The sequence below is a fragment of the Sedimentibacter sp. genome, assembly GCF_038562225.1.
Lineage (GTDB): Bacteria > Bacillota > Clostridia > Tissierellales > Sedimentibacteraceae > Sedimentibacter.
In genome coordinates, this window is record NZ_JBCFAS010000001.1 from 1,015,435 (window position 1) to 1,030,099 (window position 14,665).

At 40.6% G+C, this 14,665-nt stretch carries 11 protein-coding genes and 1 other annotated feature; all 11 genes read right to left on the bottom strand.

Going from position 1 to position 14,665, the window contains the following annotated elements; genetic code table 11:
- Positions 1-173: 173 nt before the first annotated feature.
- Complete coding sequence (locus AAGU76_RS04805) at positions 174-485, bottom strand: hypothetical protein (protein ID WP_342484303.1); 312 nt, start codon at positions 483-485, stop codon at positions 174-176.
- Positions 486-747: 262 nt separating this feature from the next.
- Positions 748-1,758 carry a ketol-acid reductoisomerase gene (gene ilvC / locus AAGU76_RS04810; RefSeq protein WP_342484304.1) on the bottom strand — a complete coding sequence of 337 codons (1,011 nt, stop codon included), beginning with the start codon at positions 1,756-1,758 and terminating at the stop codon, positions 748-750.
- 144 nt (positions 1,759-1,902) lie between these two features.
- Positions 1,903-2,158, bottom strand: a binding site (T-box leader).
- A 138-nt stretch (positions 2,159-2,296) separates the two neighbouring features.
- Entirely contained in the window at positions 2,297-2,845 is a 549-nt protein-coding gene (locus tag AAGU76_RS04815; RefSeq protein ID WP_342484305.1) for a prolyl-tRNA synthetase associated domain-containing protein, read from the bottom strand.
- 86 nt (positions 2,846-2,931) lie between these two features.
- Positions 2,932-3,855 carry a nitroreductase family protein gene (locus tag AAGU76_RS04820; RefSeq protein WP_342484306.1) on the bottom strand — a complete coding sequence of 308 codons (924 nt, stop codon included), beginning with the start codon at positions 3,853-3,855 and terminating at the stop codon, positions 2,932-2,934.
- A gap of 23 nt (positions 3,856-3,878) precedes the next feature.
- Positions 3,879-5,081, bottom strand: coding sequence for a M20 family metallopeptidase (locus tag AAGU76_RS04825; protein ID WP_342484307.1), 1,203 nt, complete (start codon positions 5,079-5,081; stop codon positions 3,879-3,881).
- Between the two features lie 35 nt (positions 5,082-5,116).
- Positions 5,117-5,656, bottom strand: a complete 540-nt coding sequence (locus AAGU76_RS04830; protein ID WP_342484308.1) for a flavodoxin family protein — start codon at positions 5,654-5,656, stop codon at positions 5,117-5,119.
- 244 nt (positions 5,657-5,900) lie between these two features.
- Positions 5,901-6,863 carry a permease prefix domain 1-containing protein gene (locus AAGU76_RS04835; protein ID WP_342484309.1) on the bottom strand — a complete coding sequence of 321 codons (963 nt, stop codon included), beginning with the start codon at positions 6,861-6,863 and terminating at the stop codon, positions 5,901-5,903.
- Positions 6,850-7,191, bottom strand: a complete 342-nt coding sequence (locus AAGU76_RS04840; protein ID WP_342484310.1) for a PadR family transcriptional regulator — start codon at positions 7,189-7,191, stop codon at positions 6,850-6,852. Before AAGU76_RS04840 ends, AAGU76_RS04835 begins: the two co-directional genes overlap by 14 nt.
- 125 nt (positions 7,192-7,316) lie before the next feature.
- Positions 7,317-8,372, bottom strand: a complete 1,056-nt coding sequence (locus AAGU76_RS04845) for an NAD(P)H-dependent oxidoreductase (protein ID WP_342484311.1) — start codon at positions 8,370-8,372, stop codon at positions 7,317-7,319.
- Positions 8,373-8,465: 93 nt separating this feature from the next.
- Positions 8,466-9,689: a lactate dehydrogenase gene (locus tag AAGU76_RS04850; RefSeq protein WP_342484312.1), complete on the bottom strand. Its 1,224-nt coding sequence runs from the start codon at positions 9,687-9,689 to the stop codon at positions 8,466-8,468.
- Positions 9,686-14,554, bottom strand: coding sequence for a cytidyltransferase (locus tag AAGU76_RS04855; RefSeq protein WP_342484313.1), 4,869 nt, complete (start codon positions 14,552-14,554; stop codon positions 9,686-9,688). The genes AAGU76_RS04850 and AAGU76_RS04855 overlap by 4 nt, the downstream gene beginning before the upstream one ends.
- Between the last annotated feature and the right edge of the window lie 111 nt (positions 14,555-14,665).

Genomic DNA, 14,665 nt, shown 5'->3' on the forward strand with positions numbered 1-14,665 from the left:
TCTCCTTTTATGATATTATTGGTAATATAATAATGATGGATCATTCTATATATGAAATATTATTTAAATAATTATTGAGTAATAAAGCTACGCTCACATTAAACTATTGCAATTAAACGGTCATTCCCTAAAATTAATTTTGTTATTTCATCACCACAAAACAACATCTTTGCTCATTTTGCGCGATTGGAGATACACTTGAGAGCGTATCTGAAACCATCTAAGATTAAACCATAAACAATAAAAGTTACAATTGAACCGATGTACCAATATATTGAAATATACCCCATGATTGTTCTAGAAGAAATTTGCAATCCCGAATTCATAAAGGATCTTCCTGTATCAGAACGAGATATTATCCTTAAAATTGGATTTAAGTAAATCAAAACAATACTTTTTGAATCCTGTCCTACTTGATGCATGTATATTTCCAATATAGCTAATATAACAAACCAAAAGGCAAAAGACTTGAATAGTTTTTTCATTCAATAATTCCTCCCTAAAATATAAATCTATACTACTTTACATAAATTTAGTTGAATTTGGCATAGTTGTTTAATATTCTGTTAAGCTCTTGAGTATTTTTATAGTTTAACCAGCAAAATAATATTAGCATATTTTGGAAATAACTTCAACAGATAACTAAAAGGTCCATCCCCGAAATCCAAATATAAAAAGCCGGTAATTGATTCTCATCATTACCGGCTTTTTCATCTTATTGTTAATCCAGATGGCAGAGCTCCTAAGTTATTCTTGTCCTTCTGCTGATTTTCCAATCCAGGACATCATTGATCTCAATTTCTTGCCTGTTCCGATTATCGGATGCTCAAGTTCCATGTTTTTCATTGCCTGGAACCTTGGTTTTCCTGCTTTGTTTTCAGATATCCAGTCATATGCAAATGTTCCGTCTTGAATATCGCTCAAAATTTTCTTCATGGTATTTCTAGTTTCCTTGGTAATTATTTTGGTTCCTGTTATATAGTCTCCGTATTCCGCAGTATCGCTTATGGAATATCTCATGTTTTCAAATCCGCCCTCATAGATGAGATCAACGATGAGCTTCATTTCATGCAAGCATTCAAAGTATGCTATTTCCGGTTGATAACCTGCTTGAGTCAGTGTATCGAATCCTGCTTTAATCAGTTCTGTTACTCCTCCGCAAAGAACTGCCTGTTCTCCGAATAAATCTGTCTCAGTTTCTTCCTTGAATGTTGTTTCTATAACACCTGCCCTTGTTCCTCCTATACCCTTGGCATAAGCTAATGTAATTTCCTTGCATTTTCCCGTGTAATTCTGGTGAATTGCAAAAACATCAGGAACGCCTTTTCCTTCCATATATGTTCTTCTAACCAGATGACCGGGTCCCTTTGGTGCAACCATGAATACATCTATATATTTCGGCGGCAGAATCTGATGAAAGTGAATGTTAAATCCGTGAGCAAAAGCAAGTGCATTTCCTTCCTCCAAATTCGGAGCTATGCTTTCTTCATATATTTGTTTCTGAACAGTATCCGGTGCAAGCATCATAATAACATCTGCCGCACGTGCAGCTTCTGCTACCGACATAACATTCAGACCGTGAGATTCTGCCTTCGCTTTTGATTTACTTCCTTCCTGCAGTCCTATAACTACATTTATACCGCTTTCCATAAGGTTAAGAGCATGAGCGTGCCCCTGGCTGCCATAACCTACAATTGCCACAGTCTTTCCTTCCAAATACTTTAAATCCGCATCCTTGTCATAATACATTGTTCCCATTTTACTTCCTCCATGAATTTAATTTTAGTTTATTAGTTATGTCATTTGACAATACCTACATCATTGCACTAGTTGTCCATGAGAAAGGTTAAGGAAATTTCCAGTTTCGCATAAAAAAATCTTCCTCTCTCAGGGATACTATCCCTAAGAGACGGAAGATATAATCTTTCGCGGTACCACTCTTATTCATTTCATACGAAATGCCCTCACCGGATACGGAATATTTCTAATCGATATCCTGCCACTTTTAACGATTGGCTTCTTCGTACCATCCTACTTCTAATTTTTCGGAAGGTCCGCTCCAAGGCTACTTCTGCATCTCATCATATGTTGTTTTTCACCGGCCAACAACTCTCTGAAATAGCTGAAAATGCTTACTACTCCTCTTCACAGCGTTTGTTTTGTTTTTTAATTTGTATTTTTTAGAAGTATAACATCCAAAAAAAGATTTGTCAATCAAATTTTTTGATTTATGGATAAATAATTTTTAATCATAATGGTTTTCCTTATGCTGACTGAAAGATGAAAAATCAATATCTCAAAGATTTACTATCGTCAATTCATGATTTGTCCAGGGAAGAAACACATTAATTATGTCGGATGTCTTAATTTTTAATGTAGATGTATTCACGCATGGATGGCATCCAAAATATTCATTTTCCAATACATCCTTGTCTATAACCAGCTGAACTTCATTGTCCCTGTCGTTCATGAGCCCAAGTATACTTAATGAACCGGGTTTAATATTCAAGAATTGCTCCATATAGATTCCGTCTGCAAAGGAAAGCCTTGCACTGTTTATTTGTTTTGATAAATCTTTTGTGAGAAATTTTTTATCTGCAGGCATTATCAGCAAATAAAATTTTGTTTTTTGTGTATTGCAAAGCAAGAGATTTTTACCCACTTTCACATCCAGCACCCTTTCAACTGAATGCAAATCCTCCATGGTCATCGCTTCGTCATGGTCTACGCCTGTAAATGGTATTTCAAGATGCTGTAATATTTCATATGCATCCAGCTCAACCTGAATCCTGTCATTATCCGGTTTTGAATTGAATATGTTTTTATTTATTTCTATGTTGTCCATAGTGCTCCTCATCAATAATCTAGTTGCAATCACAATACCTTACTTTGTTTAAAGCTTTTTCTGTAATAGAGCGAGACTGCTCCATATTAATCAATATGAAATTGCCATACTGCGCGTCCTTCTTCTTCAAGGAGAGACACCTTACAATTTATATTCTTCATAAGAAGTCCCAACCAGAGATGACTGGCGCATATGCCGATATCAACATCCGGATGCTCCCATTTTATATGTTTGTAGCCTGCCGGCATGGCTATGGAAATTGTTTTACGATCAGACGATATCAAGAAACGCCAGTGCTGGCTGTTAGCAGCTGAAGGAGCCTTCCGTGCAAGATCCAGTGCATATAGAATCTCCGGTGAAAGGTCATCTGCTTTCATGTCTCCCTCTAAAAAATTTTCTATGGGCTTTCGCTTGTAGCTTATTAAACTTTGCTGCATCCTGTCAAAAAGCCTGACACCATTTTGATTCCCGTATCCAAGAGGCGTGATGCAGATAGCTCTTTGACCTTCCACTTCACCCTTTCCATAACCCCACTTTGGATTTTGTAAATTTTTATATTCTCCTAAGTGCGGCATTACATTTTCCAATTCGGCCAAAGCATAATGTCCATACCAGCATGTGGAAAGTCCAATGCTTGTGGCATACAAGACCGCGACTTCGCCCACGAATCCGGCTGCAGATAAGGAACAGCAGTCTGTATCGGTTATGAATGCCATATTATCAGGCGGTGCTGAAAATATGGTATAAAGTTTCTTGTCAGGACTTGCATTAAAAATTTTAATTTTTACATTGTGCTCAAAAGGCATTTTCATATCACCGATAAAACTCTTGATCATGTTCATTTTTGTAAGTTCAATAGGTTTTATCTCAAAACTTCGCGTAGATCTGCGGATATTTATAGCACTTTCCCAATCAATACCGCTTATCATGGAATCACTCCTTTCAAGTTTATAGCTGCAGCCACATATCCTTATGTTGCCTGAAATCATATGTAAATATGTAAGAATCATAAGACAGCTGCTCTTTCATTTGTTTATCTGCAAATTTCTATTGCAATCAGTGCATAAATGAATGCTGCCGGCAGGATTTGCCTTATTTCCAATTGTTCCTCCGCAGAGTGAGCTGTCTTCAAATCGCCGGGAGCAAATATTACAGTGGGTATATTTCCGTAGCTGCTTAACAGTCCTCCGTCAGACCATGCCGGGAAATATGCAATCTTTGATTCATGTCCTAATACTTCCTTAGCCTTTTCCATGGCAATATTTACAATCGGGTGGTCAATATTCGTTTCCATAGATTCATGAACATACCCCTTTTTCATGAGGCTGCTGTCCATAACCTTTAGGGTACATTTAAATTGTTCATCTTCCTTTGAAAGCTCGTCAATAACATCCTGATACTGCTTTATGACATCTTCATACTTAACTCCGGGCACCCATCTTCTGTCAATGCTCATGCAGCATTCGCCTGCAACTGTGCTTGGTTGTGTTCCCCCGTGTATCGTTCCGTAATTCATCGATGAAGTGCCTATAATAGGATGAGTTTCATTCATAATCCTGGGCTGAAGCTTTTCTTCAGTCCTATGAATAAAGTCGGAGGCTTTCAAAATGGCATTTACTCCTGATTTCTGCGCGCCGCCGTGTACAGTCCTTCCTTGAAAATTAAGTTCAAACCATTCCAGACCCCTGTGAGCAACACACACTTCAAAATTTGTTGGCTCACCCACTATCGCAGCATCAGCTTTGATTCCCTTTTCCAGCAAGTCAATGGTTCCAAGGCTTTTTTCTTCTTCATCTATGACCCCGGCAAAAATCAGATCGCCGGCAATATCTATTTTTGCTCTTTTAATTGCTATGATGCCATAAATCATACACGACAGCGGACCTTTCATGTCAACAACACCGCGTCCATACAATTTACCGCTGTCCTTTTTTAGAATAAAAGCATCTTTCATATCATAAGGCGGTACTGTGTCTGTATGACCTGTCAGCAATAACGTCCTGCCGCTTCCCGTCCCCTTTAGCCTGGCAATGACATTGCATCTTCCGTCAGCCACATGGCTTATTTCCGATTCGATACCTTCTTTTACAAATAAATCATGTATCTTTTCAGCAACCGCAGTTTCCTGATCTTTAATACCGTGGCAGCTTGGGATGCTTACCAGGTCCCCAATAAAATCCATTATTTCATTTTCTGATATTACTGAATACAAAACAGATATTAAATCATCCAGCATAATTTATCCTCCCTGGAAAGCTTATTGATATTTGGCTATATTTCCTGTCCGAGTTTTTTAGCCAATGTTTTATATTCACTGTTCTCGGCATCCTGTCTCGTGCCTAATCCATAAGCCAGAAGTGTTCCGCCTTCCTGCCATCTAAGGTAGCTGCACAGACATTTGTAGTGAGCTCTTATTCCGTCCATTGCCCATTCATCAGTATCAGCACCCGCTGCAATCAGGTATAATTTTTTGGATTTTTCCCTGAGCAGTGAATTAACAGAATAAAACCTGTCCACTACCTTTTTTAACTGCGATGTCATGCCGAAGTAGTAAAGCGGTGTTACCAGGGCAACTGCGTCAGCAGTCAGCAGATGCAGAATTATTTCAATCATATCATCATACTCATGCACACATTTGCCTTCGTTCCTGCGGCAGTGGTCGCAGCCAAGACACGGATTAAGCTTCAATTTTGCTGTATCGAAGCGAACTACCTCGTGACCTGATTCCACTGCACCGCTGCAAAACTCATCTGCAAGCAATGCAGTTGTTCCGTTTGCATGCGGACTTCCTGTTAGTACTAAAACCTTCATAATATCTCCTATTCTGATTTCTGATTTATTAAATTATATCATTATTGTAGAAACACTTCAAATATAAACCGGAAAAATCTTCTATACATCAACTGCAAAGATATTGTGATTGTTTTTCATGCCACGGTGAATTCATATTTTCGACAAAACAAAACAGCACCCTACTTTCACATTTCTTTGAAAATTGGGTACTATCTGTTTTCGTTGAGAATTTCCGTTGCTGGCTCCTCTCAGATTTTTATTTCTACGAGCGTGCATCCATAATTGCCTTAATGGCTCCGAACAGCACACCGGCTACTGGCCAGATAATCCATGACATAGCCCAGTTACCTGTAATGAAGCTGTATCCCAGATAAGCAGCGACCACTACCAGCCAATATACTTTAGAAACAGCCTGGAATGCTTTATTTGATTTGTTTTTTGCAGAATATTCGCCTTGCTGCAGCAGTACGTTGCATGCGTCGTAAGCACCGCTTTTATTTATTATGTTGTATGTGGAGAATGCTACAATGGCCAATGTCACTGCTACTGATATTACACTTAGTCCATCAGTTTCAGTTACCAGCGGAGTAACTATAACCGGCAGAGCGCTTAAAATGTACCCAACCACGGAAATGCTTACCGCTGACTTGTACGTCTGTTCATCTTGTTTTTGTACCTTTCGAACCATCTGTTCGGCTTTATAATCAATTTCAAAAATGTTTTCCTTAAGGTAGTCGTATTTTTCAAGCTTGCTTGAATAACGAATAAAGTAAGAAACTGCAGTAGCTACCATCCCAATAAGAACTACCAGACCTGCCGCTATGAACAATTCTTCCTTGACCTCAGCAAAAATGAGTTCTTTAAGTCCGATTAAAACCAGAAGGGTTATGGGAGACGCTATGCAAAGAAACACTCCCAATGCTGTCTTTGGTGCTGTTGCTCTTGAATCTTCTATATAACCTTCTGCTTCTTCATAAGTAATCAATGAAATGTCACTCTTATATTCAAGTACCTGCTTTATTCCCAGAGTGTCCCCAAGTTCATCCAGGTTTCCAAACTCGGAAATCACAATTCCTATAGCTTCATTTTCTGTTTTTCCGCTGTCTTTTAATTCGTTGTATTTATCCTCCATCATTGCAAGCAATTCTTTTTTTGCTCTTGTTACATCTTCTGTTTCAGGCAGTCCTAAAAACATGTTGTCAAGATAATTTCTAATTGTATTCATGATAATTCTCCTCTATAAATTTTTCAATAACTTCCCGGGTTATTTCCCATTCCTCACATTTTTCCTTATAATATTTTTTACCTGATTCCGTTATTTTGTAATAGGTTCTCGGTTTGCCGTTTGTTTCGCTGCCTGAGAATGATTCTATATAACCATTGGATTCCATTCTCTTAAATGCAGAATAAAGAGTCGTTTCCTTCATTACGTATTTTTCATCTGTTAATTCTCTCACTCTTTTTGAAATCTCATAGCCATAAGATGGTTCATTAAGCAAAAGATACAATATCATTGTATCATTGTAGCCTCGAATTACATCACTGCTAATCATATTTGTACCTCTTTCTATATTCTACTACGACTGTCGTACTTCATCTGATGAAGTAATTATATTACATTTACTACGACAGGTCAAGTAATTTTTTTGAATAAATAAAAAACGCTTCACAAGAAGCGTCAGACTGCTGAGAATGTGCTCGATTTAATGCTGTCGGCAAACTCACTGGCCTTATCCCAAATATTTTCTATTTTTTCCACATCTCCGAAATCATTGGCCGTTTCCATGAGGGCAAATTTAGACGGCAGCATAAAGGTCTTGTTTATGTTCAGCGCACTTATGAGCTGCTGGGCAATTATGTCGCTTCCGCTGAATCCCGAAACGATGACTGCATACACGTACTTGTCATAAAACTTCACCTTCCTGAATAGAGCCGTCAGCCGATTTATGGCTGCTGACATGTTGGCGCTTATGGAATCATTGTAATTAGGGCATATCATCACCAGGACATCGCTGTTTATGATGGCAGGGTATACTTCCTCCACCATCACTCCGCCATAAAAGCAGTTGTTGCTCTGGGAATAGTGCTTGCAGGCTTTGTATGAACAGCCTTTGCAGTCTCTTATTGCTCCGTTTTCTATGTGTATCTCGCTGATGTCAAAGCCCGTGAGATTTTTCTTCACCATGTTCCAAAGACTCAGGGTGTTTGAAGTGTTGTAGTTGCTTGCGTGAAGAGCCAACATCCTTGGCTTTTGCAGCTTTTGAGGATTGAAATTCATCAGTCTTTCAACCACGTTCCTGCTGTCCGAAAGACATATTTCCTCCAGGCTCAAATGGGACAGCTTTTGCTGTGTTTTGAAGTTCTTGAGTGACCCTGTTGCTTCGGAAAGAGGCCTTCCCGGAAACATGCAGCCTGCCATATTGGCGTAAAGGATGGTCTTTCTTGCTATGTCTCTTGAGAAAAGCTCATTGCTGCTGTTCACCAGCACGCTTCCCACGGAACCTTTCATGAAATCATTACCTGACATTTTTATTTTTTCAAGAATTTTAAAATGTTCAATGTTTATTCCTGATTCCCCAAGCTCCACCGCAAAAAGAATCTTCATGTTATCCATGTTCTTTATTTCATCGGCTGACCCAAAGGTCTTCACATCATATCCTTCCAGTGAAAATTCAAGAACACGCTCAAGGCGCTTTGAAATTTCCCCCGGTATGAAAACGTTTAATGTTTCCACAACAACACCCCCTGTTTTTAATGAAGAATTAAGAGTTAAGAATTAAGAATTAGTTGAAACAATCAGGCTATGCCTGATTGTACCATTAATTCTTCACTCTTCATTCTTAATTCTTAATTGTTTTAGCGCTTCATATGTGTGTTTTATTCTTTCAAAAAGCTCATCCGGCATGCTTATCTTTTCCATCTCAAGGCCCGATGGGATGTTTCGGTTCTTACCACCCATGAAAGCACCCCCCAGGTAGTTGGAGCTGTAATGAAACTTTCCTTCCAGTGTAAGGACGATGGATATGGCTCCCGAAGAAAATGCAGGCGCGATGTAAGGCTTGAATCCGGTCTTCCTTACCTCAAGGTTCGCCTCCACGGCAAGCTTCGTAAGCTCCTTTGATATTTTATCATCGTAATTTACAATGCTGTTTGCAATTACCAGATCGTTGCCGTGAGGGCCGAAGGCCCTTCCTTCCGTCAGATACGATGAAAACTTTTCATGTTTTTTCGCATAGTACATGGCTCTTGCATTCATAACGCCAAGGCCATAGCCCTTGATCTGCTCCGGTGCCAGAACTCCTCTGCTTTCTTTCAGAACAACGGCACACAAGGGGTCTACGGGGTCTGAAACTACCGCAAAAATCCCCTTAAAGTTGGCATTTGCCGCAGCTTGTGCATACTCGCGGATAAGCTTTGCGTTCTCCTCAAGCTGAACCATTCTCACATCCACATTTTCGCTGCCAACAGGAGGCACTCCCTTGGAGGCACAGAACACAAACATGTGGCAGTCAAAGAGCTCTTCCTTTTCTATGCTTCGTACTTGGGGAAGGATGTCGTAATCAAAGGGAAAGGATGTCTGGTTCATTTCATACTCCCACCTTTGAATCTTTTCACGGCTTCTGTCGTAAATACCGATGGATTCAACAGCATTGCCCCCCAGAAGCTTAAGTCCCATGAGAAGGGTGCTGCCCACGTCTCCCAGGGCCAGCAGGTTCACCTTCTTCTTTCCTTCGCTCTCCATGAACAAGCTTTGCTCATATTCATTGTACTCTGTATTCACAGCCTTCACTTTTCGCTGTTCAATCAATTTCAATATATTTTCCGGAACATGGCGTTCTTCGCCGCTGATGCACAGCAGACTTAAATCTTCATTTTCGCAAAACAAATCAGACGGGTCGGAAACCGCAAATGTCCTTTTGGATAGATCCCTGTCTTTTTTGTGCAGGAAGTAAAGTTCCTCTGTGCCTTCCGGCAGCTCATTTACCTTTTCGTAGCCGTATTCATCCTTCAGTGAAAACAGGTATTTACCCTTTAACTTGTAGTAAATCATTTTATTATCCTCTCAAGCTTTAGAAGCGTCTCAATGCTCACGTCCATGTAACCGGATGCTTCCATGTTCAAATCGTAGAAGATGTTGTCTCCCAGGTATGGAAGTCTCGGAGACAATAAAACCTCGCCCAGTCTTTTCACCGTGAGCTTCTTCTCATACAAGTCCTGGAACTCCGTTTCAAGCACACGAAGTATATGCTTTGCATTTTCAAGGCTCACCATGGAAAGCTTATAAATTGCTTCATTGGTGGCGCCGCTGATGTACATAGGTGAATAATAAGGCAGTATCAGGTTTATAGATGGTATGAGATTCAGCATATTTTCATTGTTGATCCACATGCCGTCGCCTCCCAGAAACGGATACATGAGGTTTTCGTTGAACCACAGCCTCAGGTTCGGTATGAAGTAAGCACAGTCCGCCTCTCTTCCCTGAATGTCCATGAGATCCTTGCCTCTTCCTGACATTATACCCAAAATAATCTTCTTAACCTCAATGTTATGCTTTTTCAAGATCGGGTCAAGTTCCTTTATTCTGTAGCCCTTGTGAAGCAGATCATCCACCAGTACAACCGGTTTTTCGAAGGATTTGATGGTCTTCACCTGATTTTCTATGGGCGAATAGAAAGGATATTCTGTTATTTTAAACGCAGTGGCGTCAGTTGTGTACACTTTTTCCGTGTGCAGGGACTTTGTTACGGTGTTTGGAACCACCATTCCTTTCAGAATGTTGCCGAAAGGCACGCACATGAATTCTCCCACCACCTTGGGAACCTGCACCTCGTTGCTTACGTTGTTGATGCTGCATATTTTGTTGATAAGCGTCTGGTTTATCATATCGTTGTCGATTGACAGAACCAAGCTGCCGGGATACAGTTCGGTCATTGACTTTTGCAGCTTCTTCCTTGCCTGAACTATGGCTTCATGAACCCTAGGATTTGTGTTCAAAGGTTCCTTGATGAAGCTTTCAAGGTTCAGTGTCAGACATACAGGGAACTTCATGTCAACTGCATATACGGTCTTGTTCATGCCTTCGTCTGTTATCCTTGTGAATCCCTGAAGTTCCAATGTCTCCATTACAGCTTCGCTGTTGCTGTTTGAAAGGATGTTGCAGTATATTGCGTATGTGAAATCATTTTTCAGACAGTGGGCAAGAGTTTCGGTTATGAGAATCTGCTCCATGTTGTCGTAAATCTTGCTTGGGTTTATGAAAATACCGTCAATGACTATGAGCCTGCCTGCAGTCTTCTCCCTTACATAGTTGGCAATGTGCTGGCTCTGGAACTCCGAGTAGACTTCCGAGGAACCAATCTGGTGGAATGCAGCAAAGCCCAGAAGCTTGTTGGAATTTTTGCTGTCTCTTATGACCAGCAGCTTAATTTTCTTTGAAACAAGCCTTTCCCCTATGTTCTCATACAGGTTTGTGTACATGAAAATGTAATGGCCTATTTCGTCCACGATTTTTTTGCTTAAATCTTCTATTACCTCGATGACAAAAGGCTTTGACTTCAATACGCTCTTGTTGAGAGGTTCCCTGATGTACAGGTTCCTGTCGTAAATGAAGCTTTGGGCCAGAGGGTCTATGAGGTTTGAAATATCTCTGTTATTGTCTATGTTCTCCCTTATCTGGGTTGAACTTATGTCTTCAAGGTATAAAGGCAGCTGCAGCTCCACAAGGTTTCCTCTTATTCTGCCCTTTGTTTCCTCAGCCTTCTTGGCTGAGCTTGGGGTAAGGTCGTCCTTGGATCGTTTGAACACTATGTGGTTGAAGCTGTGGATTGAGCTCTTGGTTGGCCTTGCCTTGTAAGCCGTGGCATTCATCAGCACATCGCTTCCCACCACGATGAATATATCCTTCTCCTCAAACAGCGACCTTAGTTCTCTCAAGTCATTTGAACTTGTCAGGTTGATTGGAATATCGTCCGGGAACAAAAACACTCCCAACTCATCGGCAATAGACATGTTGATGATTTGCCTCCTTATGAGACGTGGCTGCACCTTCTTGGACCAGGAAAATTCGTCCACGGCCAGGTACACATCGTATCCCAGGTTTCTTATTTCTGTGACGATTCCCTTATGGCTTAAGGAGAATGGGTCAAAGGTTCCCGGGAAAAATGCGATGTTTTTGTTTTCCCTGATGCCGAAGCTCTCGAAATAAAACTCATAATCGCTTATGAATCTGTATATGTGGTTGAATGACGCCGAGTTGTTGAAGAAGAACAGATCACCCATTTCCTTTTCATTTATTAACGTCAGAAGCTTTTTGTAAATCATCAGGAATATCTTGTTCTTTTCCTCCAGATTGAGTTTCCTGGAGCCGAAAATATGCTGGCCTATGACAAGGAAAGTTTCCTGTTTTACCTGCAGGTTGTAGTTTGCAAGACCGCTTAAGATTATTCCCAGCATCTTCACCAGCCTCTTGTTGTATGTGATCTCATCTTCTCCGAATCTTTCAAGATACTCGGGATAGTGCTGCACCATGACCCCGAACGTGGTGATTACCAGGGCGCTTGCCCTTTCACTAGTTCCTTTGTATATATTTTTAAGGTCAGTGATGAACTCGTCAAGCTCCTTGGGATACAGTAGCATTACAAATCTCCCCAGGTATTCGGGAATGTACTTGGCGTACTGAAGCTCGTCTATTTCTAGGCCTTTTATAAGCTCGAAAGCTATTTCGTTTCTCTGGTCTATGGAAAGAAGAGGCCCGATTTCAACAAGAGAGTTTCCTGCCTTGTTTCTTACCGATTCCTTTGCACTTACCTTCACCAGGTTGGCAAGGTGAGTTGCAGTCTGAAGTAGGGCCACGTCATTTTTATTCTTTATGTGGTCCATGATGTAATCAATGCTGATTGTCTTGACGTTCCACGGTGTTGCAGCCTTAAGGTTGTTCAGGAATAAATCAGATGTCTTATAGCGGCTGCTGGTGATGAGCGTCTTGTACCTGTTGATCAGGTCATAGGACATTCCCAGCTTCTTGGCCATCTTGTACTTGAGGTAGTTTATACACAGTCCGTCATTTTCTGAAATGACAGCCGTAAAATCATATATCTTCTGAAGGTTGGAGCTTGCCGTATCCCTGTTTTTAACAACATGATTGAAAAACTGAACAGCCATGAGCCTTACATCTGCCGCAGGATTGTTGAGTGATTTGATTGCGTAGTCTATGACGAAGGAAAGCTGCTCCGTCTCGTACAGGTCCACAGGAATGCTCAACAGTGAATTCAAAGAATTAAACCTTGCCACATATTCATCTTCTTCGTTTCTGTAGTAGTTTAATAAAAGGTCCAGATAAGCCTTCTTGTTGTTGTTCCTGTCAGAGTTCATGACAGAATCAACAAACACCCTCAGTGAATATCCTATCCATTCCTTGTGGTTGTCGGTAACCTTGTAGCCGGGGTCCAAAAACAATCCCAGATATTTGTCCCACAGAGCAAGCCCTGTCATTTCCTCGTTTATTTCAATTTTAACGTCTTCCGGAATTTCCTTGGAGTATTCCAGGTCAAAGGAAACAATAATCTTCCCCATGAGGTTTGAAGCCTGACGCCTTATGTCTCCTTCCCTGTGGACCAGAAGCTCATACAAAAAGCTCAGTGTGAAGAGCTTTTCCTTCTGGGACAGGTAGATTGAATACTCCTCGAGTATGTTGAGGTAAGACCTTAAGTTTTTCCAGTCCTGTTCGCTTCTGGCAGCCTCTATCATGCTTGTGAAGTTAATCTCGTTGTTGAGCTTGCTCATGAGCGAAGTGTTGTGGGCAATTGCCATGTATTTGAAATTTTCTACAACATCGTAACCGTCTATGAGGGCGTAGTCTATGATCTTTTTCGGTGAGGGCTCCTCTGAGCTGAAATCCGTGTTTATTCCCTTGTGAACTATGTAGTTCTCAAAGTCCTTAAGCTTTGAATAAACCCTCACATATCTTTTTTCCTTGGCTTCATCAACGTTGTCAAGCTTTCCAAGAATTATCTCAAACGACTCGCTCAATTCATAAATATGCATTTCTATGCCGGTTTTTCCGGCTTTGTTCTTAACCCTGAAATCCGCGTAAATAAGAATCAAAGACTCAAGAGGCAGGTTCTCCAGTTCCAGGTCCCATGTGGAATGATTGGCGGCAATGAGAGATATTCCAGGCATGTTGTGTTTCATGAACCACTGGTCAGTGTAGTAGTAGTGAAGGTATGCCACCCTCCTTTTTTCCAGTCCCTTGCAGCCGTACTTACCTATGTCATGACCTGCTGCTGCTCCCGATACAAGACCAAGGTTTACGGGTATTCCTACCTTCTTGAGCTGTCTTGCCACATACATGGCCACATAATGAACCGCAGCCACATGCTGAAGCGTATTGTAGCCGTTAACCTCTGCATCGATCATCATGAGCTCGTATATATAATTTTTATCAAACTTGTCCAGGAAGCTTACGTATTCGTCGGGATTGGGCAGGTCGCTTATCTCTTCCTCCGACAGAAACTTAAAGTCTGCAAACTTGTCATAGACGTCGCTGTTTTTAGCATGTCTTAAAATAGTCCTCAATATTTCCAGGTAAATGAGCACGCCGTTTTCATATTTCAGGTAAAGCTTGATGGTAACTGCTTCAGGGAACGACTTGTTCAGCACGTACTGGAAAATGTACGGAAGCCAGTCCTTCGGTGATTCCGGGCAAACACTGTTGAGAATGTCAATGGAAAGTTCCACAACATCCTTGCACATGAACTGTTTCTTATTTATGAGGATAAGTAAGTTATTTACAAACTTCTTATTGATGATAAACGACTGCATTTTTTCCTCGGAGAAGTTGATTCTCTTCAGGAAATCCTTTTGCGTCAAACTTTGTAATATTTCTTTGTGCAAATCATTCAACATAAACCTGCTCATGGTATACCTCTTGAAATTATTTTAATTTGTAACATTATATCACATGGACCATCAACCTGCAAGTTTATCATAACATTCACAATTTAATGCAATTTAAAGCGAAACAATTTC